Origin of the sequence: [Enterobacter] lignolyticus SCF1, assembly GCF_000164865.1 — a bacterium.
Taxonomy (GTDB): Bacteria; Pseudomonadota; Gammaproteobacteria; order Enterobacterales; family Enterobacteriaceae; genus Enterobacter_B; species Enterobacter_B lignolyticus.
Map to the genome: position 1 here is coordinate 3,954,753 of NC_014618.1, position 26,654 is coordinate 3,981,406.

Below are 26,654 nucleotides of genomic sequence, written 5' to 3' on the forward strand. Positions count from 1 at the left end.
TGAGAACCAGGTACAGAGATAAAACGTGAAGTATTAATTAATCGCGCCAGGTAATTTTGCACCTGCAAAATAAGCCGCAACGTTGGCATAGACCACGTCACTCATTTTTTTGCGGGTTTCATGGGTGGCGCTGGCGACGTGCGGTTGCAACACCACATTCTCAAGCGCTACCAGTTCAGCCGGAACATGCGGCTCATCGTCAAAAACATCCAGACCCGCCCCGGCGATAACGCCGTTTTGTAACGCCAGAATAAGCGCCTGTTGATCCACCAGCGAACCACGGGCAATGTTGATGAGCCATGCGTGAGCCGGCATCGCTTTAAATACGGATGCGTCTATAATCCCCCGATTGGCCTCGCCACCGGATGCGGCGATCACCAGGAAGTCGCTCTGATGCGCCAGGGTATGCAGGTCCGCGCACCACTGATACCCAAGCCCCTCAACAGGCTTACGGTCGTGGTACAGCACCTGCATATCAAAACCCGCGGCGCGGCGGGCAATGGCCTGGCCGATATTGCCCATCCCCAGCAGACCAATCCGTTTGCCGCTCACCTGGGTTGCCAGCGGCAGGCCACCGTTAAGCCAGCGCCCTTCCCTCACGAAACGATCCCCCTGACACAGCTGGCGCGCCCCGCAGAGCAGCAGCCCCATAGCCAGATCGGCCACATCATTGGTTAACACGCCAGAGGTTATCGAGACGGCAATCTGGCGGGAGCGCGCATAGTCCAGATCCACCGCATCGGTCCCCACGCCAAAGATAGCCACCAGCCCCACATGCGGCAGCAGCTCCAGCACGCTGTTCTGTACCCCCACGTCACCCCGCGTGACCACCGCGGCAATGTTCTCACCCTGTTCACGCAGAAACGCGATGGGATCATCCTGTTCATACAGGCGAAACAGCGGGAAGTCAGCGGCAAGCCGGGCTTGCAGGCTGTCTATAACGGGAGCCACCAGAAGGACGGCGCGGGAAAGTGTATTCATGGGATCACCTGTTTGAAGTTCATGACGACTGTGGCCACTATCAAACGGGTTTTCAGGAGGTTTTTTTGCGATCTTCGTCACGCTGAATCGTGTTAAAAAGCGCTGTTACAGCCTCCGTGATCGGTAAGACAAATCAGATGGTTTCGCCCATCGACAGGCGGTAGTGCAGGTCGACCTTCTCGATAGTGGGTAGCCCTTTGATTTTCTTGATCAGGATTTCAGTGGCGACCTTGCCCATTTCAGCGCGTGGCGTCAGTACGCTTGCCAGGCGCGGGGAGACAACCTGGCCTATCTCCAGCCCGTGAAAACCGGCGATCGCCAGCGTCTGCGGAACGCGAATACCTGAAGCCAGACACTCCTGTAACACGCCAACGGCGAGGTCGTCGTTGGTACACAGAATGCCGTCCATATCGGCGTACATCTGGCGCCCCAGCGTCATCATGCCCGTACCGATGGAGACGGACGAAACCTTGTTGGGAGCGATGCGCCCTACCGTCAGGCCTGCCGCTTCCATCGCCTGACAATACCCCGCATAGCGCTGCTCATCACGGACGTCCGACATCGAACCAAAATAGACGATGTGCCGTTTTCCGCTTGCCAGCAGCATGTTGGTCATATCCAGGCCGGCTTTGAAATTGTCAAAACCCACGTTAATACGCCCGGGGTTGTCCGACAGGCCCATCACTTCCGCAACGGGGATTTTCGCGGCGTTGAGGTACTTTTCTGCCCGCAGGGTATGCACCGATTCGGTCAGCAGCAGGCCTTTGACATTAAACGCCAGCACTGCCGCAATCTGCTCCTCTTCACGCAGGCGGTCGTAGTCGTAGTTCACCACCAGCGTCTGATAGCCGTGGGCAGCCGTGACCGACTCAATACCGGCTAACAGATCGGCAAATATTTGATTATGAAAAGAAGGAATGAGTACACCAATGCGCGGCACCACGGTACTGCTCATGGCGGGGTTATCCGGGTCAGGCTCGTAGCCAATTTCGGCAATCACGCTGGCAATACGCTCAGCGGTTTCGGGTTTCACTTTATCCGGCGTGCGTAAATAGCGGCTAACGGTCATCTTCGTTACGCCAGCCAGCTCAGCAATATCATTAAGCGTAATACGTTGTGCCTTCATCAGTTAACCCGCCAATAACCGCTACCACATCAGGCCATTATGCCTGCCAGCGCAGGAAAAGAGAATCGCGCGACGCCGCTATCCCCCTCTGCTGGCGCGGGATTTACCGCCCCGTCTCACGTTTAACGTAACCCCTTTTCGTAACACGATTTGAAGTGATCCTCATCACAGTTTCACCAGCCGAAAATCCGTGAGATAGAGCCCACAACGTTTTCCGTTTTCAGCCGTTAATCAGGATATCAAGATGAAAGATCTTTTCAGCTTACAAGGTAAACGCATTTTAATTACAGGCGCAGGTCAGGGCATTGGTTTTGTGATGGCTCAGGGTCTGGCGCAATATGGCGCGGAAATTATCATTAATGATATTTCTGAAACCCGGGCGCACGATGCGGTCATGAAATTACGCGATGAAGGCGCGACGGCCTATCCTGCCGTATTTAATGTCACGGATGCTGACAGCGTAGAAAATGCAATTAGCCAGATTGAAAACGAAACAGGCGCCATCGACGTATTATTTAATAACGCCGGTATTCAGCGCCGCCATCCTTTTACCGAATTCCCGGTTCAGGAATGGAATGACGTTATTTCCGTGAATCAGACGGCGGTATTTTTAGTGTCGCAGGCCGTTGCCAAACGGATGATCACCCGCCAGCAGGGTAAAATCGTCAACATTTGCTCCATGCAAAGCGAGCTGGGCCGCGACACTATCACCCCTTATGCCGCCGCCAAAGGCGCTGTCAAAATGCTGACGCGCGGAATGTGCGTTGAGCTGGCGCGCCATAACATTCAGGTTAACGGTATCGCGCCAGGCTACTTCAAAACGGCAATGACGCAGACGCTGGTCGACGATAAAGCCTTTACCGACTGGCTGTGCAAACGCACGCCGGCGGCGCGCTGGGGCGACCCGCAGGAGCTGGTCGGCGCGGCGGTGTTTCTCTCTTCCAGTGCGTCCAACTTCGTCAACGGGCATCTGTTGTTCGTGGATGGCGGCATGTTGGTGGCAGTGTGACTCAGGAGGCGCTATGACAGGGCAATGTATCATCCTGATGGGCGTATCGGGCACCGGGAAAACAACGGTCGGACACGCCATCGCGCAGCAGATAGGGGCTAAATTCATCGATGGCGATGACCTTCACCCCCGGCAGAATATTGTCAAAATGGCCGCCAGCCAGCCGCTTGATGATAACGATCGCCAGCCGTGGCTGGAGCGTATCGCCGACGTCATTTTTAGCCTTGAGCAGAAGAATGAATCCGGCGTGCTGGTCTGTTCGGCGCTCAAAAAACGCTATCGCGACCAGCTGCGCAAAGGAAGCAACCAGGTTCGCTTTCTGTGGCTGACGGGAGATTACGACTGCATTCTGGCCCGAATGCAGCAGCGTAAAGGGCATTTTATGCCAGAGGCGTTACTGCGCAGCCAGTTTGCCGCGCTGGAAGCCCCCGACAGCAGCGAAACCGATATAGTCGCTATTGATATCGCCCCGACGGTGGCGCAGATCGTGGCGAACGCCTTAACGTTACTCGAACAAGCGCACTCCAGGGAGGTGCTGGCATGATTATCGATACCCTGGCCACAGCCGCTAAAAATGCACTCTATCCGCCGGTTATCCGTACCGCGTTACAGGCGGTTATCGCCCAGGAGCCGCTCAGCCTGCCTTGCGGTAAATATACCGTTGATGGCGATAATCTCTTTTTTACCGTCGTCGAAGGCGAAACGCGCCCTCTGACCGAACAGCGCCCGGAGTATCATCGTCAATATATTGATATTCATATCGTTTTGGTGGGAGAGGAAGTTATTGGCGCAGGAAATAAGGGGCTGACCATCGCGCCGGATGGGCCGTTTAACGCGGCTCACGACATTGGTTTTTGCGAACACATCAGCAGCGAAACGCTGATCCACCTTCATCCCTTTGAGCTGGCTATCCTGTTCCCTGGCGAGTTACACCGTCCGATGAGCACCCTTGATGCTGGCGCACCGCTGCGCAAGATTGTCGTCAAAATCAATAACGACCTGCTCTAGATAATAACGCAGGCCCGGAACCGGGCCTGCGTGAAGAGGCTTACTTCGTAATTTGCGCGTGCATTTCCTGTACCGAAATCACCTTCTCGGTGGCATCCGCATTCAGCGCCATGGCTGTTGCGAAACCGCCGTTCAGGGTGGTGTCGTAGTGCACTTTGTACTGCAGCGCGCTGCGGCGAATCAGCTTGGAGTCTTCAATCGCCTGGCGGCCAGCGGTGGTGTTGATGATGTAGGTGTATTCGCCATTCTTGATACGGTCCTGAATGTGCGGACGACCTTCATGCACCTTGTTCACCAGGCGCGGGTTGATGCCCGCTTCGCCCAGCACAATCGCCGTACCGTGGGTCGCATCCAGCTCGAAGCCCTGCTTCAACAGCTTCGCCGCCAGGTCGACCACACGCTCTTTGTCGCCTTCGCGAACGGAGAGCAGCGCACGCCCCTGTTTTTTCATGGTAGAGCTGCTGCCGAGCTGCGCTTTCGCGAAGGCTTCTGCAAAGGTGCGGCCCACGCCCATCACTTCCCCGGTAGAGCGCATTTCTGGCCCTAACAGGGGGTCAACGCCCGGGAATTTGTTGAACGGCAGCACCACTTCTTTCACCGAGTAGTACGGCGGGATGATTTCTTTGGTCACGCCCTGCTGAGCCAGCGTCTGGCCCGCCATCACGCGCGCCGCCACTTTCGCCAGCGGAACGCCGGTGGCTTTGGAGACAAACGGGACGGTACGCGCCGCACGCGGGTTCACTTCAATCAGGTAGACTTCGTTGTCTTTCACCGCGAACTGGACGTTCATCAGACCACGCACCTGCAGCTCGAAGGCCAGCTTCTGCACCTGCTGGCGCATCACGTTCTGAATTTCCTGGCTCAGGGTGTAGGCCGGCAGAGAACAGGCGGAGTCGCCGGAGTGAACGCCCGCCTGCTCGATGTGCTCCATGATGCCGCCAATCAGCACCATTTCGCCGTCGCAGATGGCGTCGACGTCCACTTCTACCGCATCGTCCAGGAAGCGGTCGAGCAGCACCGGCGCGTCGTTAGAGACGCTGACCGCGGTCTGGAAGTAGCGACGCAGGTCGGCTTCGTCATACACAATTTCCATCGCGCGGCCGCCGAGAACGTAGGAGGGACGCACCACCAGCGGGTAGCCAATGTCTTTTGCCTTCTCTACGGCCTGTTCAATCGCGGTCACGGTGGCGTTCGCCGGCTGTTTCAGCTTCAGACGGTCAACCGCCTGCTGGAAACGCTCGCGGTCTTCCGCACGGTCAATCGCATCCGGGCTGGTGCCGATAACCGGTACGCCAGCGGCTTCCAGCGCACGCGCCAGCTTCAGCGGAGTCTGGCCGCCGTACTGCACGATGACGCCTTTTGGCTTCTCGATACGTACGATTTCCAGCACGTCTTCCAGCGTGACCGGCTCGAAGTAGAGGCGGTCGGAGGTGTCATAGTCGGTAGACACGGTTTCCGGGTTACAGTTGACCATAATGGTCTCGTAACCGTCTTCGCGCAGCGCCAGCGAGGCGTGTACGCAGCAGTAGTCGAACTCGATGCCCTGGCCGATACGATTTGGACCGCCGCCCAGCACCATAATTTTGTCGCGGTCAACGGACGGGTTCGCTTCGCACTCGTCTTCATAGGTGGAGTACATGTAAGCGGTGTCGGTCGCAAATTCTGCGGCGCAGGTATCCACGCGCTTGTAAACCGGGTGCAGGTTGAACTGGTCGCGCAGCTTGCGGATTTCCGCTTCACGTACGCCCGCCAGTTTCGCCAGACGCGCATCGGCGAAGCCTTTACGCTTCAGTACGCGCAGGAAGTCAGCGTCCAGGCCGTTGATGCCCAGCTCCGCCACTTTATCTTCCAGACGCACCAGCTCTTCAATCTGTACCAGGAACCAGCGGTCGATGTTGGTCAGGTTGAACACGCCGTCGACGGACAGGCCCGCGCGGAAGGCATCGGCGATGTACCAGATACGCTCGGCGCCCGCGTCTTTCAGCTCGCGGCGGATTTTGGTCAGCGCTTCCGGGTCATCCAGGCTTACCTTCGGGTCAAAGCCGGTGGCGCCCACTTCCAGGCCGCGCAGCGCTTTCTGCAGGGATTCCTGCTGGGTACGGCCAATCGCCATCACTTCGCCGACCGATTTCATCTGGGTGGTCAGACGGTCGTTGGCGCCCGCGAACTTCTCGAAGTTAAAGCGAGGAATTTTGGTAACGACATAGTCGATAGACGGCTCGAAGGAGGCCGGAGTGCGGCCGCCGGTGATGTCGTTCATCAGCTCGTCGAGGGTGTAACCCACCGCCAGCTTCGCCGCCACTTTGGCAATCGGGAAGCCGGTGGCTTTCGAGGCCAGCGCCGAAGAACGGGACACGCGCGGGTTCATTTCGATAACAATCAGACGGCCGGTTTTCGGGTTTACTGAGAACTGAACGTTAGAACCGCCGGTTTCGACGCCGATTTCACGCAGTACCGCCATCGAGGCGTTACGCATGATTTGATACTCTTTGTCGGTCAGCGTCTGGGCAGGCGCCACGGTGATGGAGTCGCCGGTGTGGATCCCCATCGCGTCAAAGTTTTCGATAGAGCAGACGATGATGCAGTTGTCGTTTTTATCACGCACCACTTCCATCTCGTACTCTTTCCAGCCGATCAGCGATTCATCAATCAGCAGCTCTTTGGTGGGAGAGAGATCCAGACCGCGCTCGCAAATCTCTTCGAACTCTTCGCGGTTGTAGGCGATACCGCCGCCGGTGCCGCCCATGGTGAAGGACGGACGGATGATGCACGGATATCCCACGTCAGCGGCAACCGCCAGCGCTTCTTCCATGTTGTGCGCGATACCGGAACGCGCAGTGTCGAGGCCGATTTTCTTCATCGCCACGTCGAAACGGCGACGGTCTTCGGCTTTATCAATCGCGTCGGCGGTGGCGCCAATCATGGTCACGCCGAACTCGGCCAGCACGCCCTGACGCTCCAGCTCCAGCGCGCAGTTCAGCGCCGTCTGGCCGCCCATGGTCGGCAGTACTGCGTCCGGGCGCTCTTTTTCGATGATTTTACGCACCACTTCCCAGTGAATCGGCTCGATGTAGGTCGCATCGGCCATTTCCGGGTCGGTCATAATGGTCGCCGGGTTCGAGTTCACCAGGATGACGCGGTAGCCCTCTTCACGCAGGGCTTTACACGCCTGGGCGCCAGAGTAGTCGAATTCACAGGCCTGGCCGATAACAATCGGGCCAGCGCCGAGGATCAGGATGCTTTTTATGTCTGTACGTTTTGGCATTATCTTCTCAGCTCCTGATTATTTAGCGGTCTTACGGTATTGCTCGATAAGTTCGATGAAGTGATCGAACAGCGGTGCGGCATCGTGCGGGCCTGGGCTGGCTTCCGGGTGTCCCTGGAAGCTGAAGGCGGGCTTATCGGTGCGATGAATACCCTGCAGGGTGCCATCGAACAGTGATTTGTGCGTCACGCGCAGGTTAGCCGGCATGGAGGCCTCATCGACCGCGAAGCCGTGGTTCTGCGCCGTAATCATCACCGTGTTGTTGTCGATATCTTTCACCGGGTGGTTGCCGCCGTGGTGGCCGAACTTCATCTTGACGGTGTTCGCGCCGCTCGCCAGCGCCAGCAGCTGATGGCCGAGGCAGATGCCAAAAACCGGGATATCGGTTTCAAGGAATGTCTGAATCGCGTCGATCGCGTAATCGCACGGCGCCGGGTCGCCCGGGCCGTTGGAGAGGAAGATACCGTCCGGGTTCATCTTCAGCACGTCTTCAGCGGAGGTCTTCGCCGGAACCACCGTCAGGCGGCAGCCGCGGTCCACCAGCATACGCAGGATATTGCGCTTGGCGCCGAAATCGTAGGCCACCACGTGGAACGGCAGTTCGTCCTCTTTCTTCGCTTCCGGCAGATCGCCCGCCAGCGTCCAGCTCCCCTGCGTCCAGCTATAGGTTTCGGCGGTGGTCACTTCTTTTGCCAGATCCATACCGTTCAGGCCCGGGAAGGCTTTCGCTTTTTCCAGCGCCAGCGCTGCGTCCAGGTTATCGCCGGCAATGATGCAGCCGTTCTGGGCGCCCTTCTCACGCAGCAGGCGCGTCAGCTTACGGGTATCGATATCGGCAATCGCCACGATGTTATGGCGTTTGAGGTAAGAAGAGAGGTCTTCGGTATTGCGGAAGTTGCTGGCGATAAGCGGCAGGTCACGAATGACGAGGCCTTGCGCATGTACCTGGGAGGATTCTTCATCAGCGGCGTTGGTGCCGACATTACCGATATGAGGATAAGTAAGAGTGACGATTTGGCGGGAATAGGAAGGATCAGTGAGGATTTCTTGATAACCGGTCATTGAAGTATTGAAAACGACTTCCCCAACCGCCGAACCTGTTGCCCCTATGGCCCGACCGTGAAACTGGGTTCCGTCTTCCAGAACCAATAGCGCTGACTTAATCAAAACACCCTCCAGAGAATATTCACTCACTTTATTTGCATATTAATGCACAACCACGTCATGAATCAATGCAAATGTGTTGCCAGCGGATTTTTGGCAAACGGCGGCATTCTGGAGATTCAGAGGTAAAAAGTCAACTTAAAGACGGTATTTTTATTGTTATTTTGCGCCACTGAAGAATTAAGCCCTGTATAACAGGCAAAAATAGCAGCCAGGATGAGGATAACAACCGCTTGCGCAGCCAGAATAATGTAAAGCGAAGCGGAAAAGGATAAAAAAGTGGACCAGATGGTCAAAATTTACATTCCAACAACACAAAACGAGGAGTAAACATTCAAAAACAGAAACCTCATAAAAAAATTGAATTAAAAATGATAAAATTAAAGGGCAATAAAATATTGCCCTATGCAATCAACATATTATGACTGCAAAAACCACATCACGATGGGTAATAACTCTTACAAACTGTTGAGATCGAGCACATCTCGCATATCAAAAAGACCATTTTTCTTGCCTTTTAACCACAGTGCGGAACGAACAGCACCGTTAGCGAACGTCATACGGCTGGAGGCTTTATGGGTGATCTCCACGCGCTCGCCGATATCGGCGAACATCGCGGTATGCTCACCGACGATGTCGCCCGCCCGCACGGTAGCGAAACCGATGGTGCCCGGTACGCGCTCGCCGGTGTGGCCTTCACGGCTGTATACGGCGCAGCTTTTCAGATCTTTATCCAGCGCGCCGGCAATCGCCTCGCCCATCGCCAGCGCAGTGCCTGACGGCGCATCCACTTTGTGACGATGGTGCGCTTCGATAATTTCGATATCGGTGTAGCTTCCCATGACTTTGGCGGCCTTCTCCAGCAGCTTCAGCATCACGTTGACCCCTACGCTGAAGTTGGCGGCGAAGACGATTGCAATCTCCTGCGCCGCGCTCTGAATAGCCTGTTTGCCGGCATCGTCAAAACCGGTGGTGCCAATAACCATGCCCTTACCGTTCGCCCGGCAGAACGCCAGGTGCGCCAGCGTCCCTTCAGGGCGGGTGAAATCGATGAAAACGTCAAAATCCGCTTTCACCGCTTCCAGGCTGCTTTGTACCGTAACGCCGGTGTGGCCGATGCCGGCGAGCTCACCCGCATCGCACCCCAGCAGGGAAGAGCCTTCGCGCTCCAGCGCGGCGCCCAGCCGAACGCCATCCAGCTGCGTCGCGGCCTGAATTAACTGACGCCCCATACGGCCTCCCGCGCCCGCTATCGCCACGCGGATTTGTGCATCATGCATATCTATTCTCTTAAGTTAACTATTTGTAAATCGTTTTCAGAGTAACCAGCCCCGCCAGAGGCCGCCACTCAAAAACACCGATAATTAGAATTTAACGTGAAACAGGGATTTCTATCAGCAAAAGACATAACGATCAGCGAAAACCGCATGATTCTCTGACCACCAGCGCTGGCGGCAGAATGATCCGTTTCGGCGGCTCATCGTTGCCCTGAATACGACTATAAAGCAGTTCGCCCGCCTTACGTCCTATCTCTTTTGCCGCAACCGAAACCGTCGTTAACGCAGGCTGCACCAGCGCCGCCTCGGTAATATCGTCAAAGCCGACGAGGGCGAAGTCACGCCCCACCTCCCTGCCGAGTTTGCGCAGGGTCTGCATCACGCCCAGCGCGACGATATCCTGGTAGCACACCGCGGCGGTAATCTGCGGAAACTGCCTGAACAGCGCTTCGGACACCCGCGCGCCGTCGCTTTGGCTGGCCTGAGAGGTGACAATCCACTGCGGATTCGGCGACAGCCCGTGCTCCAGAAGGCGGCTGGTAAAACCGCCGATACGCTGGGAACGGGTACCGGAATTCTGGCTGCCGCCGATAAACGCGATGTTCCGGTGCCCCAGCTTCAGCAGGTGCGATGTCGCCATCTGCGTGCCGAGGAAGTTGTCGGTGCCGACGAAGTCAAAGTCCGGGTCGGTCAACGGCCGCACGACCATAATGGCCGGAATATTGCGCCGCTTCAGGCCGTCGAAAAACGCCTGCGGGGTTTCCCGCGCCGCACACAGCACCATGCCGCAGGCGTTATTGCGCAGCAGCGAGTCGACAAACTTTTGCTGACGCTCTTCTGACTCTTCGCTATTGGCCAGAAACAGCAGCATCTCGTGACGCTCCATTTCATGGCTGAGGCCTGCGGTCATCTCCCCGTAAAAGGGGTTGGTAATATCATGCAGCAGCAGGCCGACCTGGTTGCTGCTGCGGTTGCGCAAATTCGCCGCCGTCTGGTTATAGACATAACCGGACTCATCCAGCGCTTTTAGCACCCGTTCACGGGTCGCCGGTGAGATGCGCCCACGGTTGCGCAGCACCATCGACACCGTTGCCGTCGATACGCCCGCCTTCTCGGCAACCTGTGCCAGCGTCACTGTCGTCATGTTTCCTCCTGTTGCTCCCTCACAGATTAATCGAATAACCGACATTTTGCATTTTTCCCTGTGAGGAACTTCACATCGCGTGGCGTAAAAGACATTTTATTGCGCTTTTTGCCAGGTTAATCGCGTTAACCACTCTTTTCAGTATCGGTTAATCGATTAATCTTAGTATAGCGATTACGGAGAGAAAGAATGAAACTGACAACCTACGATAAATACCCTGAAGTATCCGTGAAGGGCTACGAACATCAGGCCTGGCAAGGCTGGCAGGCCATTGTTACTGCGCTGAACACCCGACGTTCCGCCGCCGCCAAAACCGTACTGGTCATCGACTGCTATCCGGGCGTACGCCTGAGCGAGCTGGAACACCAGTTGCTGCCCGCGCTTAACGCCAGCGTGCTGGTCAACGTCGAGAGCGCCCGACAGGATGAGCAGGCCCTGCATACGCTGCTGGCCCGCAACCTGACCGACGATCGCGTCTTCGGCGTCCTCTCCTGCCACCAGTTAAGCGAATTTTTTGACGCTGACCGTCTGGCGGCGCTGCGCCAGCAGGTGGCGGACGCCGCCGAAGGGCTGGTCGTGGTGTATGGTCCCGGCGCCTCGCTGGTGCACCCGGGCGACGTGCTGGTCTACGCCGACCTGCCACGCTGGGAGATCCAACAGCGGATGCGCAGCGGCGAGCTCGGCAACTGGGGCGTGGAAAACCAGCATGAAGATATACTGCGCCGCTACAAACGCGCCTTTTTTATCGAGTGGCGGGTATTTGACCGTCATAAAACGCCGCTGCTCAAGCGTACCCATTTTCTGCTCGATACCACTCTCGCCGACGCGCCGTCGATGGTCAGCGGCGAGGCTTTGCGCGCGGGTCTGAAGGAAACCAGCCATCGCCCCTTCCGCGTGGTGCCCTTCTTCGACCCCGGCGTCTGGGGCGGCCAGTGGATGAAGCAACGATTCGATCTCGATCCCTCGAAGCCTAACTATGCATGGTGTTTTGACTGCGTGCCCGAGGAAAACAGCCTGCTGATGCGGTTTGGCGACGTGCGGATCGAGATCCCCTCTCTGGACCTGGTGCTGCTGCATCCGCAAGAGCTGCTGGGCGAAAAGGTTCACGCCCGTTTCGGCGCGGAATTCCCGATCCGCTTCGATTTTCTCGACACCATGGGCGGCCAGAACCTGAGTTTCCAGGTCCACCCGCTAACGGAATATATTCAGCAGCAGTTCGGTATGCACTATACCCAAGATGAGAGCTACTACATCCTGGACGCAGAGCCGGACGCGGTGGTGTATCTCGGCACCAAAACCGGCACCGACCCTGCCGCGATGATTGACGACCTCCATCAGGCGGCCCGCGGCGAGAAGGACTTTGACGATCGACGCTTCGTGAACCAGATCCCGGCGCGCAAGCACGATCACTTCCTGATTCCGGCGGGCACAGTGCACTGCTCGGGTTCAGGCACCATGGTGCTGGAGATAAGCGCCACGCCGTATATTTTTACCTTCAAGCTGTGGGACTGGGGACGGCTGGGGCTCGACGGGCTGCCGCGCCCGGTACATCTGACGCACGGCGAACAGGTGATCGACTGGCAGCGCGACACCCAATGGGTGCATCAGCATCTGGTGAACCGTATTGAGCCGCTCGGCGAAGGAGACGGCTGGCAGGAAGAGCGTACCGGCCTGCACGAGCGGGAGTTTATTGAAACGCGCCGCCACTGGTTTAGCGGCCCGGTGACCCACCATACCCAGGGCGGCGTCAACGTGCTGAACCTGGTCGAAGGCGCGGAAGCCCTAGTGGAGAGCCCCAGCGGCGCGTTTGCTCCCTTCACCGTGCACTATGCTGAAACCTTTATTATTCCGGCCTCGGTCGGGGAATACCGGATAACGCCTGTCGGCAATAGCATCGGCCAGCGTTTTGCCACCGTCAAAGCCTGGGTCAGGGGGTAACAATGATTAATGTGATAGTGGCCTCCCATGGCCCCATGGCCAGCGCCATGCTGGACAGCGCGGCCATGGTCTACGGCGAGATGGCGCACCTGCGCGCCGTCACTCTGCGCGGCGACGCCGGTATTGACGGTTTTAAACGCGAGTTTGCCCAAACGCTGGAGGCCGCCAGCGCGGGCGCCGACGGGGTGCTGGTGCTGTGCGATATGCAAAGCGGGACGCCGTGGAACGTCGCCTGCCAGTATGCCTTTTCGCCGGATGTCGTTCCGCCGGTCGCGGTCATCGGCGGCATGAGCTTCCCGATGCTGCTGCAAACCGACGATATTCAGCATTTTGACGATGTTAACGCCGCCGCCCGGCATCTGCTTGAGCTCACCCTGCCGACGCTGGTCGTGGCGAGCCCGGGCGCCGCGGCGCAATCTGACGATTTTTAAGGAGCTTGCTATGAGTATTTCTTTTGTCCGCATCGACGACCGCGTGATTCATGGGCAGCTCATCACACGCTGGGCCAAAGAGCTGCCCTGCGACGGGATTGTCGCTATCGATGACGCCGTCGCGGCCGACCCGCTGCTTTCATCGGTGATGAAAGGCGCGGTATCCGATACCAAAGTCTGGCTGTTCGATACCGCCACCGCCATCGAAAAGCTGCCCAAAGTGATCGCCAGCGAGAAACGCTATTTCGTCATCGGCAAATCGCCGGTCACGCTGCAGCGCCTTGAGGAGGCCGGTATCAGCCTGAAAAATGGCAACGGCAAAATCAACGTCGGCCCGATGAGCGCGCGCGCCGACACCACCACCATCGGCCCCAATCAGTCGGTAAACGCGCAAGAGATTGCGGCATTCGACTACCTGAGCGCGCACGGCCACCACGTTGAGTTTCGCCTGGTTCCCGACGCCAGCTATTACAGCTGGCAGGACGCCCGGCAAAAGCTGAAATAAGGAGCGGGCAATGATTATCGAAGCGACATTAATTGGCGTGCTCTGCTATCTGGGCGCGCTCAGCAGTCCCTGGCTGTTTGGCCTGACGGGCGGCTGGTATCTGATTACCCGCCCGTTAGTATCCGGCATGCTGGTCGGGTTTATCCTCGGCGATGTGACGACGGGCATCATGATAGGCGTCGCGGTGCAGGCGGTGTATATCGCGATGGTCACGCCGGGCGGCTCAATGCCGGCTGACCTCAACTTCGTGGCTTATCCGGCGATTGCGCTGGGCATTTTGTCGGGCAAAGGGCCGGAAGTCGCCGTGGCGCTGGCGGCCACCATCGGGATTGCAGGTACCATTTTGTTCAACGCCATGATGGTGCTGAACTCATTCTGGAACCATCGCGCCGATAACGCGCTGGAGCGCGGCGACGAGCGCGGTATCTATCTCAACAGCGCTATCTGGCCGCAGGCCACCAACTTTGTCCTGCGTTTTGTCCCGACGTTTATCGCCGTCTACTTCGGGGCCCAGTACATCAGCGGCTTTATGGACAGCCTGCCGAAGGTGGTGCTCTCAACCATGAACGTGCTGGGCGGCATTTTACCCGCCGTCGGTATCGCCATCCTGCTTAAGCAGATAATCAAGAACTACACCATGCTTATCTACTTTCTCGTCGGCTTCATATGCATTGTTTTTCTGAAGCTGAACATGGTGGCGCTGGTTATCGTGGGCGCGCTGCTGGCGCTGATTCATTACAACTACAAGCCGGAAGCGCCGCAGCCTGCGGCAGCCAGACCGGCGGCCGATGATGAGGATGAATTCTGATGGAAGAGCGTAAACTGACCCGAAAAGATCTGCGCCGCTGCTGGCGGGCGTGGATGATGCATAACCTGTCATCGATGAGCTTTGAACGCCTCGAGTCGTTCGGGTTTTGCCTGAGCATGCTGCCCGTCGCCCGTAAGCTCTACCCGGATGCCGCCCAGCGTACCGAAATGCTGCGCCGCCATGCGTCGTTCTACAATACAGAACCGCAGATTGGCGCTATCGTCAACGGCATGGCGCTGGGGCTGGAAGAGAAAAAAGCCAACGGCGATCCCATCGACGGTGAAACCATTAACACCCTGAAAGTCGGCCTGATGGGACCGATCGCCGGGATCGGCGATTCGATGATCCCGGGCATGCTGATCCCGATTTTGCTCAGCATCGGGATGGCGCTGGCGGCGGGCGGCAGCGTGCTGGGGCCGCTGTTTTACATCATCGCCTGGCTTGCGATCATCATCCCTGGCTCCTGGTTTTTGTTTCTGAAGGGCTATCAGATGGGCTCAGGTTCGGTAGAGATGCTGGTCAGCAGTAAATCTACCCGCCTGCGCGAGGCGCTGTCGCTGCTGGGGGTGTTTGTGATGGGCGGCGTGGCGGCAAGCTACGTGAAGCTTGGCACCGGCCTTGAATTCATCACCAAAGACGGGGTCAATATCCACGTCCAGCAGATGCTGGACGGCATTTTCCCGCAGCTTCTGCCGCTTATCGTGGTGCTGGGCACCTGGTATCTGATGGCGAAGCGCGGCGTATCGCCGGTGAAAGCCATGGTCCTGCTACTGGCGCTTGCCGCCCTCGGCGTGGCGAGCGGGCTGTTTGCGGGGTAAGATTATGTGAAGCGATAAACCGGGGCGACTGCCCCGGTTTTTTTATGGATGGAAGTTCTGCCACAGCCCGGCGGCTTTATCAGGCCGGGAGATGAACTGAAAACGCGCCGGATCGTCGATAAACTGCTGATACACCGGCGCGGAGGTAATACCAAACTCGGTATACGGACGCGGCGTGATCGCCTGTAAACGCCCTGGCGCATAGTGCGGGTTATGCTGCCATATCACGTGGTTATCCTGCATCAGTGGATACCAGGCAAGCCCCTTACGCGCGCGAACGGCATCGTACTCAAAGCCGTATTCGCGGTCGCACCAGGCGCCAAAGGTCAGCGGTTCGTCAGGGCTTGCGGAAATGGTGGCGTGCCCCCAGCCCGGCGGTACCAGAACCTTATCGCCAGGGCCTGCCATCACCGCAAAACAGCGTCCGGGGTCGTCCTCCACGTACTCCTGCATATAGATAATGGCCTTCCCCTGCCAGATTTCATACAGCTCCGGCGGCGACCAGCCGCTGTGCTGGCTGATGCGATGCACATGTCCCTGACTGCGAATCGGCTCATCGCCAAGCTTCCCTGCCGCATAGGTCACCACGCCGAACAGCAGCATCCGCTTTTGCAGCTCTTCGCGATCCTGCATGCGCGCGACGTCCATCGCAATGGCGTAGACCTCGTCCGGCCCGTCGCAGTGTGGGTCGCGAAGCGATGCGCGGATTTGATCGAGATGGCGGATTTCCGGCATCGGCCCCGTGACCTCATCGCCATAGCTAAAGCCGAGCGGCTGATGATGGATGGTCATATCGAGCCCGTAAGGCTGAGATTTCTCACCCATTTTGCACCTCGCAGACGCAGATCTGCTGGTTTTCTTCCTGCACCCGCAGCGCAAACCCGCCCTGCAGCGCCGCATAGTCATGCCCGGCGATGGTCGGCCAGACGGCCAGCGCGGAGAGGATCTCGCTGCCGGTGTTGATAAGCCGGTGCGCGGTAAACCCGGGAATAATATGCACCGACCCTGCGCAGACCGTTTCCAGCCGCGCTTTTCCGTGTTCGTCCTGCAGCAGCAGCAGCCCTTGCCCGCGCAGGCCAAAGTAGACTTCACCCTGCTCGCGGCGGGCGTGAAAATGCCCGCGGGTCATGAAAAATTCGTTGCCCACTTTTCCGGGGTTCAGATGCGTCACCCCCGTCCAGAGCTCCCCCTCTCCGGCAGGCGTCTCAAGCATTTCAACGGTATACACCGGGAGCTGAGGATCGCAGCTGCGCCAGGCCTGACCGTCGGCAAAAACGGCAGTCAGATCCTGAATGCGCGTCGTTTTACGAATTACCGGCGCATGGCTGAAAGCGCCATTCGCCCATGCCACCAGAGGTGGCTGGATTATCTGAGAGTTCATGTTTATCTCCGGCCCGAGGAGAACAACACCGTAAGCATAGCAGATTAATCGATTAACCTTGCGGGAGGGTAATAACTTTGCAAGGTTAATCACACTCCGCCGTCAGGGTGCCAGCGCCAGTACCTCCGATACCCAGCGGCGGAAGCCGTCAACATCCAGTCCCAGCGCAACCTGGGCGTTGGCGTGCTGCCCAAGACGGCCTTCGATATCCACCACAGTGGCGCCTGCGGTCCAGGTGCCCTGGGTCTCGACCGCGACAAAGCACGGGCTTAGCGCGAACAGCTCCGGGCGAACCAGCCAGGCGATGGCGCAGAGGTCGTGCATCCGCAGCCCGCTGCTCATGCTGCCGCTGCGGTAGTGGCTGAACAGGGAATGCAGCATTTTTCCGGTTTCGTTAAGCTGCGGAAGCTGCTCCAGATAGTCGGGCGTCAGCACCGCCTGGTTGGTAACGTCCAGCCCGCACATCACGATATCAATGCCGCTCTGAAACACACGCGCGGCGGCTTCCGGGTCAATCGCAATGTTGAACTCCGCATTCGGCGTGAAGTTGCCCCGACCAGCGGAACCGCCCATGATGACCAGACGACGGATGTTAAAGATGCATTCCGGGTAGTGGGTCAACAGCAGCGCGATATTGGTCAGCGGGCCAATCGCCACCAGCGTCAGCGGCTCCGGCGCGCTCATCACAGCATCGCGAATGGCAATAAACGCCGGCTTCGCCAGCGGCTGGCGGTTATGCTCGACAAAGTCATACCCCTCCATGCCCGACTCGCCGTGAACGTTCGCCGCGTCACGCAGCGGGCGCAGCATCGGCGCGGCGGCGCCCTGCGCCAGCGGCACATCAGCCTGCCAGAAATGAAGCAGCTGCAGCGCGTTACGGGTCGTTTTCTCGACCGAAACGTTACCGGCGACGGTGGTGATTAACTGTACATCCAGCTCGGGGGCAAACAGCGCCGCGGCGATCGCCGCCGCATCATCAATGCCAGGGTCAGTATCAAGAACGATCGGTAAGCGCATATTTCCTCCATAAAAAAATGCCAGACGGGCAGTCTGGCATCTTCTCATAACAGTGAAATGAATAACTTATTCGACTTCACGAACATCCATTCGCAGCTCTTTCGGCACTTCGAAGACGATATTTTCTTCGCGTCCTTCCAGCGGCACGGCGTCACCGCCCCCTAAGGCCTGCAGACGAACAATCACGTTCTGCACCAGAATATCCGGCGCGGACGCGCCAGCGGTCACGCCGACGCACTTCGCCTCTTTCACCCAGGCTTCCTGGATATCCGTTGCGTCATCAATCAAAAACGCCGCTTTCCCCATCCGCTGCGCCAGTTCGGCCAGGCGGTTGGAGTTCGACGAATTTTTGGAGCCGACGACCAGCACGACGTCCGCCTGCTCCGCCAGCGCGCGCACCGCTTCCTGACGGTTGGTGGTGGCATAGCAGATATCGTCTTTACGCGGCCCGACGATCTGCGGGAAGCGCTTGCGCAGCGCGTCGATGACGTCGGAGGTATCGTCCACCGAGAGCGTGGTCTGGGTCATAAACGACAGTTTGGCTTCGTTTTTGACGTTAAGCCGCCAGACGTCGTCCGGCGACTCCACCAGATACATGCCCCCTTGCGGGTTGCTGTACTGACCCATCGTGCCTTCGACTTCCGGGTGACCGGCATGGCCAATCAGAATCGACTCCTCGCCACGACGGCTGGCGCGGGCAACCTCCATATGCACTTTGGTGACCAGCGGGCAGGTCGCATCGAACACGGTGAGATCGCGGCCTTTGGCTTCGTTACGCACCGCCTGGGATACGCCGTGCGCGGAAAATATCAGGATCGCGCCGTCCGGTACTTCGCTGAGCTGCTCAATGAAAATCGCCCCGCGCTCGCGCAGGCTGTCCACCACGTAGCGGTTGTGCACCACCTCATGGCGGACGTAAATCGGCGCGCCGTAGATAGCCAGCGCGTTTTCAACAATGCTGATAGCGCGGTCAACGCCAGCGCAAAAGCCGCGCGGGTTAGCCAACAGGATCTGCATGTTATGCCTCCAGTGCCGGATCAACTTCCAGCACGTCAATATCAAAATGAACGGTATGACCTGCCAGCGGATGGTTGAAATCAACGGTGATGGAGTCGCCGTTGATTTCGCGGATCACGCCCGGCATTTCGCTGCCATCCATAGCGGTAAAGAGCATAATCGCGCCGATTTCCGGCTCGCCAGCGTCCATAAATTCACGACGGGAAAAGTACTGGATGAGATCCGGGCTCGGCACGCCGAACGCGGCGTCAGGCTCCAGCGAGAAAACGCGTTTTTCGCCAGCCGTCAGCCCCAGCAGATGCTGCTCAAGCCCTTCAGACAGAGAGCCATCGCCGAGGCGAAACAGCGCCGGTTTGCCGTTGTTGCGAGTCGACTCGGCCAGGGAGCCGTCATCAAGTTTCAGCGTAAAATGCACCAGAACGGCGCTGTTGCTCTGTACAGATGTAGACATGCAAATTGCTCGCTTGTTTTGGGTCACCTGTTGCCCGGTGGCGCTACGCTTACCGGGCCTACGGGAGGCCACAAATTCTGTAGGCCGGGTAAGCGTAGCGCCACCCGGCATTTACAATTAAGCCTGTTCTTTCGCTGTAGGTTTAGGCAAGAAACCTTCCAGCACGATCAGCGCCGCGCCGATACAAATCGCCGTATCGGCAAGGTTGAAGGTGGCAAAGTGCCAGTCGCCGACGTAGAAGTCGATCATATCGACCACAAAGCCGTGCCACAGGCGATCGAACAGGTTGCCCAGCGCGCCGCCGATGATCAAAGCATAGGCGATGTTATTGAGCTTCTGCGACGCCTTCGCGCGATACATCATCACCGTTAAGATGACGCAGATACCGATAGCAATGCCCGCAAAGAACCAGCGCTGCCAGCCGCCGCTGTCGGCGAGGAAGCTAAACGCCGCGCCGTAGTTACGCGCATAGTGCAGATTAAGCGACGGAAACAGCCCTACCGTATCCCCCAGCATGAAATTCTGGAGGATCAGGTACTTGCTGCCCAGATCGATAATCAATACGGCGACGACGACCCACAGCCAGCGCAGCCCTGTTGAACACACAGATTTACTCATCAGGCAAATTTACGTTGTTCGCCGTCACCGGCGATGTTGCTGACACAGCGTCCGCAGATTTCCGCGTGTTCCGCCACCTGGCCGACGTCGGTCGTGTAATGCCAGCAGCGCGGGCACTTCTCGCCTTCGGCTTTACTCAACGCAACCTTCAGCCCTTTCAGCAGCTCGCTCTGCTGAGCGTCTGCCGTTGCGGCTGCATAATCGGCAACTGTCGCCCCGGAGGTCAACAGGACAAATCGCAATTCGTCGCCCAGCGCCGTCAGCTTCGCCGCCAGCTCGGGTTCTGCGTACAGGGTGACCGCCGCTTCCAGAGAACCGCCGACTTTTTTGTCTGCACGCGCCTGCTCGATAACTTTGTTCACTTCGCCGCGCACTTTCAGCAGCTCGTCCCAGTAGGCATCGTTCATCGCTTCGGTGCCGGAGAGATCGAACAAACCTTCGTACCACTCGCCAGTGAAGACATACTGCTCACGGTCGCCCGGCAGGTAGCCCCAGATTTCATCTGCGGTGAAGGACATGATCGGCGCCATCCAGCGCACCAGCGCTTCTGCGATGTGGAACAGCGCAGTCTGGCAGCTACGACGTGCCACGCTTTCCGCTTTTGCGGTGTACTGGCGGTCTTTGATGATGTCGAGGTAGAACGAGCCCATTTCGATGGAGCAGAAGCGCATCAGGCGCTGCACCACTTCGTGGAAGTCGTAAGACTCATAGGCTTTCAGGATATCTTCCTGCGCCGCTTTCGCACAGCCTACCGCCCAGCGATCCAGAACGACCATCTCTTCCGGTTTCACCATGTCTTTCACTGGATCAAAACCGTTCAGGTTCGCCAGCAGGAAGCGCGCGGTGTTGCGGATACGACGATAGCTGTCGGCAGCACGTTTGAGGATCTCGTCAGACACCGCCATTTCGCCGGTGTAGTCGGTAGACGCCACCCACAGACGCAGAATGTCCGCGCCCAGTTTGTTCATCACGTCCTGCGGAGAAACGGTGTTGCCGATAGATTTGGACATCTTACGGCCCTGACCGTCCACGGTGAAGCCGTGGGTCAGCACCTGGCGATACGGCGCTTTGCCCTTCATCGCGGTGGAAATCATCAGAGATGACATGAACCAGCCGCGGTGTTGGTCAGACCCTTCCAGATACATGTCGGCGGCGTGACCGGCAAACTCCGGACGCACATCAACAACGGAAGAGTGGGTAGACCCGGAGTCGAACCACACGTCCAGGGTATCCGGCACTTTCTCGTAGCTGTCCGCGTCAGCGCCCAGGATGTCGCGGGAATCGAGATCCCACCACGCCTGAATGCCGTCAACTTCAACGCGCTTCGCCACTTCTTCCATCAGTTCCAGGGTGTTCGGGTGCAGCTCCTGCGTCTCTTTGTGCACGAACAGAGACATCGGCACGCCCCAGGTACGCTGACGGGAGATACACCAGTCAGGACGGTTCGCCACCATGGATTCGATACGCGCCTGGCCCCAGTCCGGGATCCACTGCACGCCTTTGATCTCTTTCAGGGACTGCTCGCGCAGGCCTTTCTGATCCATGCTGACGAACCACTGCGGGGTCGCACGGAAGATGATCGGCGACTTGTGACGCCAGCAGCATGGATAGCTGTGCTGCATTTTTTCGACGTGCAGCAGCGCGCCGCTGGTGCGCAGCATGTCGACGATGATGTCGTTCGCTTTAAAGACGTTGATACCGTCCAGCGCCGGGTAGGTGCCTGGCAGGTAGGAACCGTCCGGGCCGACCGGGTTGGCGATTTCCAGACCGTATTTCAGGCTGATGCTGTAGTCGTCAGGGCCGTGACCGCCGGCGGTATGCACCGCGCCGGTACCGGCGTCCAGGGTAACGTGTTCGCCCAGAATGGCCGGAACGTCGAAGTCCAGGAACGGATGTTTGAAGCGCATCAGCTCCAGCGCGTCGCCTTTCACGGTGCCCAGCACGGTGTAGTCGGTGATATTCGCGCGTTTCAGCACGCTTTCAACCAGGTCTTTCGCCAGGATCAGCGCCTGACCTTCCACCTGCACCAGCGCGTAGTCAAACTCGCCGGACAGGGAGATCGCGCGGTTGGCAGGCAGGGTCCACGGGGTGGTGGTCCAGATAACCAGTGATACTGGGCCGTTTACGGACGAGACGCCAAATTTGGCTTTGACCGCATCCTGATCTACCGCATGGAACGCCACGTCGATGGACGGAGACGTTTTGTCGTAATACTCAACTTCCGCTTCCGCCAGCGCAGAACGGCAGTCCACGCACCAGTGCACCGGTTTGGCGCCTTTATGCAGGTGGCCGTTGCCGATGATTTTACCCAGCGCGCGGATGATGTTGGCTTCGGTTTTGAAGTCCATGGTCAGGTACGGGTGCGACCAGTCGCCCAGCACGCCCAGACGGATGAAGTCAGCGCGCTGACCGTCAACCTGAGTGGCGGCGTATTCGCGGCATTTCGCGCGGAATTCCGCAGCGGTGAACTTCTCGCCCGGCTTGCCAAACTCTTGCTCAACTTTCAGCTCGATCGGCAGACCGTGGCAGTCCCAGCCCGGAACGTAAGGCGAGTCATATCCCGCGAGTCCTTTGGACTTCACGATAATGTCTTTGAGAATTTTGTTTACAGAGTGACCAATATGAATGCTGCCATTCGCATATGGAGGGCCATCATGCAGAATGAACGTTTTCTTGCCTTTTTTGGCTGCACGAATGATGCCGTACAGGTCATCATCGGTCCAACGCGCCAGCATTCCCGGTTCGCGCTTGGCGAGATCGCCGCGCATCGGGAACCCTGTTTCCGGCAAATTCAGGGTTGATTTATAGTCACTCATCAGATTCTCGGTTCCGTATTTCGGTTTGATTACATAACCGGCCTCAGGCCGGTTTTGCTAGCCCAAAAAATTCGCGGGCTGTTAACTCATCACGCGCGATTTGCGCTTTCAGTTCATCCAGCGAGGCAAATCGCTGCTCGTTGCGTATCTTTTTACGCAGTATCACATCTATATGGCGACCGTAGAGGTCCATTACAACATCCAGTAAATGCACTTCCAGCTGCTGGCGCACGCCCGCCACCGTCGGACGGGTACCGATGTTGGCAACGCCGGGTAAAGGCGTGTCGCCCAGCCCTGTTACTTCTACCGCGTAGACCCCTTTGACCGGGGAAACCTGACGACGCAGCGGTAAATTCGCCGTCGGGAAACCTATGGTGCGCCCGAGTTCATCACCGTGAACTACGCGCCCTGAAATCGTGAACGGGTGCCCCAGCAGCGTTTGCGCAAGCCCGAGATCGTCATTCGCCAGCGCCTGGCGAACCGCGGTGCTGCTAATGCGCAATCCGCCTTCGCAGAAGGTTTGCGTACTGGTGACGTCAAAGCTAAACTCGGCGCCCGCTTTCTGTAATAACAAGAAATCCCCTTCGCGACCAGCGCCAAAGCGGAAATCATCGCCGACGGCCAGATACCGCACGCCGAGACGCTTCACCAACAGCTCGCCGATAAACGCCTGCGCCGTTAATGCCGCGAAGCGACGGTCGAAGCGGACGCACAGGACGTAATCGACGCCGCTCTCGGCCAGATAGCGCAGCTTTTCGCGCAGGCGCGTCAGCCTGGCCGGCGCCTTATCCACGGCAAAAAGCTCAAGCGGCTGCGGCTCAAAAATCATGACCACAACCGGTAAACCTCGCTCGCGGCCTTCCGCACGCAAACGCTGCAGCAATGCCTGATGCCCACGATGCACGCCGTCGAAATTACCAATGGTCAATACGCACCCGTGCGGCGCCTGACCAAGATTATGTATGCCGCGTATCAGCTTCATGTCTGGCTCAAAACAGTGAAAATCGTCAGAGTATACCTTGTACAGGGGGCGACGTTAACCGGCGATTGCACCTCTAAGACGAAAGATGCAAGGATTTCATCCACCTCGGCGGCCAGAGCAAGAAAACTGGCCGTTTGCTGCGATTTTTGTAGCGGAAAAGCTGTATTCGGTGCGCGCTTGCTGATAGAATCTTGCGCCATCACTACGTAACGTAGCGTCGTCAAATTAACGGCGCTTATTTGCACAAATCCATTGACAAAAGAAGGCTAAAAGGGCATATTCCTCGGCCTTTGAATTGTCCATATAGAACATATTTGGGAGTTGGACCTTGGCTAATATCAAATCAGCTAAGAAGCGCGCCGTTCAGTCTGAAAAGGCTCGCAAGCACAACGCTAGCCGTCGCTCTATGATGCGTACTTTCATCAAGAAAGTATACGCAGCTATCGAAGCTGGCGACAAAGCTGCTGCACTGAAAGCATTTAACGAAATGCAACCAATCGTGGACCGTCAGGCTTCTAAAGGTCTGATCCACAAAAACAAAGCTGCACGTCATAAAGCTAACCTGACTGCACAGATCAACAAACTGGCCTAATCGCCCGCCTGTTGTCGCTTTGTGAAAAAACCCGCTTCTGCGGGTTTTTTTATGCCTGCCGTTTGCCTTTAGCCTAACGGCAGGGTAAACAGCGCGGAGTAGTCGCGGTTGCAGATGCGCTGCACCGCCGGATGCTGAATCATCCGCTCGGCGAAAATCGCGTGATACTCTTCCATCACGTTTTCCACCCGGCCAATCTCGACGATGTGGTCATCCGCATAGAAGTCGTGCGCATACAGCGTCGGCGCGACAAAAATCGCGTTATGCGCGGCGCCGAAGGCTTTCATCAGCGCGGCATCGTCAAACTCCCCCAGAATTTCGACCTGCAGCCCCTGCGAGTTAATCCAGTTAAGCAGCTTGCGACCCAGCATTGAGCGGCGGCCGGGAATCAGCAGACGGCGCTCCTCCAGACAGGCGGGAAACGGCTTTTGCGGCAGCGGCGCCATACACCAGAAACTGACGCTGCACTCGCCGATTTTGACCGAAAACAGCCCTTCCTGCTGCGTGGAGTCGATCGGACAGTCGGAAATAATCATATCGAGCTTATGCTGGCTGAGCTGCTCAAGCAGCATCTCGTGCGTTGACTCAAAGCAGCGCAGATGGATTTGCTCATCCTCAACGACGGCCGCATCGAGCACACCGCTCACCAGGCGTTTTGACAGCGCATCCGCAACCCCGACGTCAAACAGCAGGTTGGACTCTTTGCGATAGTTGATGATATCGAGCATTTCCTGGCTCAGGGTGAACATCTTATCGGCGTAGCGGAACACCAGCTCGCCTAGCTCGCTCGGCTCAAGCCCTCGCCCTTTGCGCTTAAAGAGCTTCCCCTGCAGGCGCTCTTCCAGCGCCTTAATTTGCCCGGTAATCGTCTGCGGCGTCAGGTACAGCGCTTCTGCGGCACCCACGACCGAACCTTCTTTATAGACGTGCCAGAAGTAATACAGGTGATTGTAATTAATATGCGACATGCACTTCTCTCCCTGAGTCTTTGCAAAAATGGCCGCCCGTCGGCGACCATTCGTATCCTGTTATTCGGCCTGAGCGGAACCGCTACCCCGCGTTCGGAGTAAACTATACCCGGTAACCGCCGCCAGAAGCGAGCCTATCAAAATCCCCAGTTTCGCCCAGGTAATGAGCTGCGGATCCAGGTTGCCAAACGCCAGCGTCGAGATAAAAATCGACATGGTGAACCCGATGCCGCAGAGCACGCTGACGGCAAAAATCTGCTTACCGGTGGTATCTCTGGGAAGCGTCGCCAGCTTCAGCCGTACCGCCAGCCAGCAGAACAGGCCAATACCTAACGGCTTTCCGATAAACAGCCCGGCGATAATGCCCAGCGGCAGCAGCGACGTCAGGCTTTCCAGCGTAACGCCCTGCAGCGACACGCCCGCATTGGCGAAGGCGAACAGCGGCAGAATCAAAAACGCCACCCACGGATGCAGCACGTGCTCAAGCTCCCCGGCCGGGGAACGCCCCTCTTTTTCTTTCAGCGGAATAAAGAAGCCGACGATAACGCCCGCCAGCGTCGCGTGGACGCCCGACTTCAGCACTGCGGTCCACAGTATGGCGCCCACCAGGATATACACCCCAGTCCGGCGCACATTGCACAGGTTCAGCAGAGCCAGCGCGGCAATCGCCACACCCGCCACGCCCAGCGACAGGACCGACAGGTCGCTGGTGTAAAACAGCGCAATGATAATAATGGCGCCCAGATCGTCGATAATAGCCAGCGCCATCAGGAAGATCTTCAGCGTCAACGGCACGCGATTGCCCAACAGCGCCAGCACTCCGAGAGCGAAGGCGATATCGGTCGCGGCCGGAATCGCCCAGCCCTGACGCGTCACCGGATCCTGGTAGTTGAACGCCAGATAAATAAGCGCCGGCACGACCATCCCGCCGATGGCGGCGATCACCGGAAAGGCAGCCTGCTGACGGGACGCCAGCGAACCCAGCACCATCTCGCGTTTGACCTCAAGACCAATCAGCAGGAAAAACACCGCCATCAGCGCATCGTTAATCCACAGCAGCATGTTCTTGTTGATCTCAAGCGGCCCGACCTTGAGCTGCACCGGCGTAGAAAGGAACGCCTGATACAGCTGGCTGGTCAGCCCTGAGTTTGCCAGCAGCATCGCCAGCGCCGCGGCGATGATGAGGACGATGCCTCCGGAAGCGTCGCTGCTAAAGAAGCGTTGCAGATGTTTCACTTTTACTCTCTCTATTCGTCTTATTATTCGATTAATTCATATTAACCCTAATGAAGACTCGTTAAAACAAGGTTATTTAGCCATTAACACTCGATTTTAACG

25 protein-coding genes are annotated in these 26,654 nt (G+C 57.7%); 9 read left to right on the plus strand and 16 right to left on the minus strand.

Annotated features, from left to right (window positions below):
• Window positions 1–33 precede the first annotated feature (33 nt).
• Both ENTCL_RS18375 and ENTCL_RS18380 read right to left on the minus strand, forming a co-directional pair.
• The gene (locus tag ENTCL_RS18375; RefSeq protein ID WP_013367644.1) at window positions 34–981 is read right to left on the minus strand and encodes a 2-hydroxyacid dehydrogenase; all 948 of its coding nucleotides are present in this window, start codon (window positions 979–981) and stop codon (window positions 34–36) included.
• Between the two features lie 133 nt (window positions 982–1,114).
• A complete protein-coding gene (locus tag ENTCL_RS18380; protein ID WP_013367645.1) occupies window positions 1,115–2,107 on the minus strand; it encodes a LacI family DNA-binding transcriptional regulator in 993 nt (330 codons plus the stop codon).
• 244 nt (window positions 2,108–2,351) lie between these two features.
• On the opposite strand from ENTCL_RS18380, the gene idnO reads away from it, so the two are divergent.
• Genes idnO through ENTCL_RS18395 form a run of 3 tightly spaced genes read left to right on the plus strand, consistent with a single transcriptional unit; the run spans window position 2,352 to window position 4,124 of the window.
• A complete protein-coding gene (gene idnO, locus ENTCL_RS18385) occupies window positions 2,352–3,116 on the plus strand; it encodes a gluconate 5-dehydrogenase (RefSeq protein WP_013367646.1) in 765 nt (254 codons plus the stop codon).
• Window positions 3,117–3,129: 13 nt separating this feature from the next.
• Window positions 3,130–3,660, plus strand: a complete 531-nt coding sequence (locus tag ENTCL_RS18390; protein WP_013367647.1) for a gluconokinase — start codon at window positions 3,130–3,132, stop codon at window positions 3,658–3,660.
• Window positions 3,657–4,124, plus strand: a complete 468-nt coding sequence (locus tag ENTCL_RS18395) for a NanQ anomerase/TabA/YiaL family protein (RefSeq protein ID WP_013367648.1) — start codon at window positions 3,657–3,659, stop codon at window positions 4,122–4,124. The genes ENTCL_RS18390 and ENTCL_RS18395 overlap by 4 nt, the downstream gene beginning before the upstream one ends.
• A gap of 40 nt (window positions 4,125–4,164) precedes the next feature.
• Here the strand turns inward: ENTCL_RS18395 and carB are convergent, their stop codons facing one another.
• The 4 genes from carB to ENTCL_RS18415 all read right to left on the minus strand — a co-directional run bounded on the left by carB (window position 4,165) and on the right by ENTCL_RS18415 (window position 10,974).
• Window positions 4,165–7,389: a carbamoyl-phosphate synthase large subunit gene (gene carB, locus ENTCL_RS18400; protein WP_013367649.1), complete on the minus strand. Its 3,225-nt coding sequence runs from the start codon at window positions 7,387–7,389 to the stop codon at window positions 4,165–4,167.
• Between the two features lie 18 nt (window positions 7,390–7,407).
• A complete protein-coding gene (gene carA, locus ENTCL_RS18405; RefSeq protein ID WP_013367650.1) occupies window positions 7,408–8,556 on the minus strand; it encodes a glutamine-hydrolyzing carbamoyl-phosphate synthase small subunit in 1,149 nt (382 codons plus the stop codon).
• Window positions 8,557–9,011: 455 nt separating this feature from the next.
• A complete protein-coding gene (gene dapB, locus ENTCL_RS18410) occupies window positions 9,012–9,833 on the minus strand; it encodes a 4-hydroxy-tetrahydrodipicolinate reductase (protein WP_013367651.1) in 822 nt (273 codons plus the stop codon).
• Window positions 9,834–9,966: 133 nt separating this feature from the next.
• Window positions 9,967–10,974: a LacI family DNA-binding transcriptional regulator gene (locus ENTCL_RS18415; protein ID WP_013367652.1), complete on the minus strand. Its 1,008-nt coding sequence runs from the start codon at window positions 10,972–10,974 to the stop codon at window positions 9,967–9,969.
• A 189-nt stretch (window positions 10,975–11,163) separates the two neighbouring features.
• Here ENTCL_RS18415 and ENTCL_RS18420 point away from each other — a divergent pair, with 189 nt between their 5' ends.
• From ENTCL_RS18420 to ENTCL_RS18440, 5 genes are read left to right on the plus strand one after another with little or no spacing between them, the layout of a single operon-like run.
• Window positions 11,164–12,912 (plus strand): class I mannose-6-phosphate isomerase, encoded by a 1,749-nt coding sequence (locus tag ENTCL_RS18420; RefSeq protein ID WP_013367653.1) that lies wholly within the window; start codon window positions 11,164–11,166, stop codon window positions 12,910–12,912.
• A 2-nt stretch (window positions 12,913–12,914) separates the two neighbouring features.
• Window positions 12,915–13,343 (plus strand): PTS sugar transporter subunit IIA, encoded by a 429-nt coding sequence (locus ENTCL_RS18425; RefSeq protein WP_013367654.1) that lies wholly within the window; start codon window positions 12,915–12,917, stop codon window positions 13,341–13,343.
• A gap of 10 nt (window positions 13,344–13,353) precedes the next feature.
• Complete coding sequence (locus tag ENTCL_RS18430) at window positions 13,354–13,848, plus strand: PTS sugar transporter subunit IIB (RefSeq protein WP_013367655.1); 495 nt, start codon at window positions 13,354–13,356, stop codon at window positions 13,846–13,848.
• Window positions 13,849–13,858: 10 nt separating this feature from the next.
• Complete coding sequence (locus ENTCL_RS18435) at window positions 13,859–14,656, plus strand: PTS mannose/fructose/sorbose/N-acetylgalactosamine transporter subunit IIC (protein WP_013367656.1); 798 nt, start codon at window positions 13,859–13,861, stop codon at window positions 14,654–14,656.
• Window positions 14,656–15,474: a PTS system mannose/fructose/sorbose family transporter subunit IID gene (locus ENTCL_RS18440; protein WP_013367657.1), complete on the plus strand. Its 819-nt coding sequence runs from the start codon at window positions 14,656–14,658 to the stop codon at window positions 15,472–15,474. The genes ENTCL_RS18435 and ENTCL_RS18440 overlap by 1 nt, the downstream gene beginning before the upstream one ends.
• Window positions 15,475–15,516: 42 nt before the next feature.
• On the opposite strand, the gene ENTCL_RS18445 is transcribed toward ENTCL_RS18440, so the two are convergent.
• From ENTCL_RS18445 to ribF, 8 genes are all read right to left on the minus strand, one after another.
• Window positions 15,517–16,299, minus strand: coding sequence for a glucose-6-phosphate isomerase family protein (locus ENTCL_RS18445; RefSeq protein ID WP_013367658.1), 783 nt, complete (start codon window positions 16,297–16,299; stop codon window positions 15,517–15,519).
• The gene (locus ENTCL_RS18450) at window positions 16,292–16,855 is read right to left on the minus strand and encodes a glucose-6-phosphate isomerase family protein (protein WP_013367659.1); all 564 of its coding nucleotides are present in this window, start codon (window positions 16,853–16,855) and stop codon (window positions 16,292–16,294) included. Before ENTCL_RS18450 ends, ENTCL_RS18445 begins: the two co-directional genes overlap by 8 nt.
• Before the next feature lie 102 nt (window positions 16,856–16,957).
• The gene (rihC, locus tag ENTCL_RS18455) at window positions 16,958–17,872 is read right to left on the minus strand and encodes a ribonucleoside hydrolase RihC (protein WP_013367660.1); all 915 of its coding nucleotides are present in this window, start codon (window positions 17,870–17,872) and stop codon (window positions 16,958–16,960) included.
• 66 nt (window positions 17,873–17,938) lie between these two features.
• A complete protein-coding gene (ispH, locus tag ENTCL_RS18460) occupies window positions 17,939–18,889 on the minus strand; it encodes a 4-hydroxy-3-methylbut-2-enyl diphosphate reductase (RefSeq protein ID WP_013367661.1) in 951 nt (316 codons plus the stop codon).
• A gap of 1 nt (window position 18,890) precedes the next feature.
• Window positions 18,891–19,340, minus strand: coding sequence for an FKBP-type peptidyl-prolyl cis-trans isomerase (fkpB, locus tag ENTCL_RS18465; protein WP_013367662.1), 450 nt, complete (start codon window positions 19,338–19,340; stop codon window positions 18,891–18,893).
• A gap of 117 nt (window positions 19,341–19,457) precedes the next feature.
• Window positions 19,458–19,958: a signal peptidase II gene (lspA, locus tag ENTCL_RS18470; RefSeq protein ID WP_013367663.1), complete on the minus strand. Its 501-nt coding sequence runs from the start codon at window positions 19,956–19,958 to the stop codon at window positions 19,458–19,460.
• On the minus strand, window positions 19,958–22,774 hold the full coding sequence (gene ileS, locus ENTCL_RS18475; RefSeq protein WP_013367664.1) for an isoleucine--tRNA ligase: 2,817 nt from the start codon (window positions 22,772–22,774) through the stop codon (window positions 19,958–19,960). Before ileS ends, lspA begins: the two co-directional genes overlap by 1 nt.
• A 43-nt stretch (window positions 22,775–22,817) precedes the next feature.
• Window positions 22,818–23,756: a bifunctional riboflavin kinase/FAD synthetase gene (ribF, locus tag ENTCL_RS18480; RefSeq protein ID WP_013367665.1), complete on the minus strand. Its 939-nt coding sequence runs from the start codon at window positions 23,754–23,756 to the stop codon at window positions 22,818–22,820.
• A gap of 328 nt (window positions 23,757–24,084) precedes the next feature.
• On the opposite strand from ribF, the gene rpsT reads away from it, so the two are divergent.
• Window positions 24,085–24,348: a 30S ribosomal protein S20 gene (gene rpsT, locus ENTCL_RS18490; protein WP_044612007.1), complete on the plus strand. Its 264-nt coding sequence runs from the start codon at window positions 24,085–24,087 to the stop codon at window positions 24,346–24,348.
• Window positions 24,349–24,416: 68 nt separating this feature from the next.
• Here the strand turns inward: rpsT and nhaR are convergent, their stop codons facing one another.
• Window positions 24,417–25,316, minus strand: a complete 900-nt coding sequence (gene nhaR / locus ENTCL_RS18495) for a transcriptional activator NhaR (RefSeq protein ID WP_013367667.1) — start codon at window positions 25,314–25,316, stop codon at window positions 24,417–24,419.
• A gap of 60 nt (window positions 25,317–25,376) precedes the next feature.
• Window positions 25,377–26,552 carry a Na+/H+ antiporter NhaA gene (nhaA, locus tag ENTCL_RS18500; protein ID WP_013367668.1) on the minus strand — a complete coding sequence of 392 codons (1,176 nt, stop codon included), beginning with the start codon at window positions 26,550–26,552 and terminating at the stop codon, window positions 25,377–25,379.
• Window positions 26,553–26,654 lie beyond the last annotated feature (102 nt).

What these genes read in the sequence shown, in the direction of transcription:
- ENTCL_RS18375 (WP_013367644.1), bottom strand. Translation starts at nt 981, where the DNA reads ATGAATACACTTTCCCGCGCCGTCCTTCTGGTGGCTCCCGTTATAGAC.
- ENTCL_RS18380 (WP_013367645.1), bottom strand. Translation starts at nt 2,107, where the DNA reads ATGAAGGCACAACGTATTACGCTTAATGATATTGCTGAGCTGGCTGGC.
- idnO (WP_013367646.1), top strand. Translation starts at nt 2,352, where the DNA reads ATGAAAGATCTTTTCAGCTTACAAGGTAAACGCATTTTAATTACAGGC.
- ENTCL_RS18390 (WP_013367647.1), top strand. Translation starts at nt 3,130, where the DNA reads ATGACAGGGCAATGTATCATCCTGATGGGCGTATCGGGCACCGGGAAA.
- ENTCL_RS18395 (WP_013367648.1), top strand. Translation starts at nt 3,657, where the DNA reads ATGATTATCGATACCCTGGCCACAGCCGCTAAAAATGCACTCTATCCG.
- carB (WP_013367649.1), bottom strand. Translation starts at nt 7,389, where the DNA reads ATGCCAAAACGTACAGACATAAAAAGCATCCTGATCCTCGGCGCTGGC.
- dapB (WP_013367651.1), bottom strand. Translation starts at nt 9,833, where the DNA reads ATGCATGATGCACAAATCCGCGTGGCGATAGCGGGCGCGGGAGGCCGT.
- ENTCL_RS18415 (WP_013367652.1), bottom strand. Translation starts at nt 10,974, where the DNA reads ATGACGACAGTGACGCTGGCACAGGTTGCCGAGAAGGCGGGCGTATCG.
- ENTCL_RS18420 (WP_013367653.1), top strand. Translation starts at nt 11,164, where the DNA reads ATGAAACTGACAACCTACGATAAATACCCTGAAGTATCCGTGAAGGGC.
- ENTCL_RS18425 (WP_013367654.1), top strand. Translation starts at nt 12,915, where the DNA reads ATGATTAATGTGATAGTGGCCTCCCATGGCCCCATGGCCAGCGCCATG.
- ENTCL_RS18430 (WP_013367655.1), top strand. Translation starts at nt 13,354, where the DNA reads ATGAGTATTTCTTTTGTCCGCATCGACGACCGCGTGATTCATGGGCAG.
- ENTCL_RS18435 (WP_013367656.1), top strand. Translation starts at nt 13,859, where the DNA reads ATGATTATCGAAGCGACATTAATTGGCGTGCTCTGCTATCTGGGCGCG.
- ENTCL_RS18440 (WP_013367657.1), top strand. Translation starts at nt 14,656, where the DNA reads ATGGAAGAGCGTAAACTGACCCGAAAAGATCTGCGCCGCTGCTGGCGG.
- ENTCL_RS18445 (WP_013367658.1), bottom strand. Translation starts at nt 16,299, where the DNA reads ATGGGTGAGAAATCTCAGCCTTACGGGCTCGATATGACCATCCATCAT.
- ENTCL_RS18450 (WP_013367659.1), bottom strand. Translation starts at nt 16,855, where the DNA reads ATGAACTCTCAGATAATCCAGCCACCTCTGGTGGCATGGGCGAATGGC.
- rihC (WP_013367660.1), bottom strand. Translation starts at nt 17,872, where the DNA reads ATGCGCTTACCGATCGTTCTTGATACTGACCCTGGCATTGATGATGCG.
- ispH (WP_013367661.1), bottom strand. Translation starts at nt 18,889, where the DNA reads ATGCAGATCCTGTTGGCTAACCCGCGCGGCTTTTGCGCTGGCGTTGAC.
- fkpB (WP_013367662.1), bottom strand. Translation starts at nt 19,340, where the DNA reads ATGTCTACATCTGTACAGAGCAACAGCGCCGTTCTGGTGCATTTTACG.
- lspA (WP_013367663.1), bottom strand. Translation starts at nt 19,958, where the DNA reads ATGAGTAAATCTGTGTGTTCAACAGGGCTGCGCTGGCTGTGGGTCGTC.
- ileS (WP_013367664.1), bottom strand. Translation starts at nt 22,774, where the DNA reads ATGAGTGACTATAAATCAACCCTGAATTTGCCGGAAACAGGGTTCCCG.
- ribF (WP_013367665.1), bottom strand. Translation starts at nt 23,756, where the DNA reads ATGAAGCTGATACGCGGCATACATAATCTTGGTCAGGCGCCGCACGGG.
- nhaR (WP_013367667.1), bottom strand. Translation starts at nt 25,316, where the DNA reads ATGTCGCATATTAATTACAATCACCTGTATTACTTCTGGCACGTCTAT.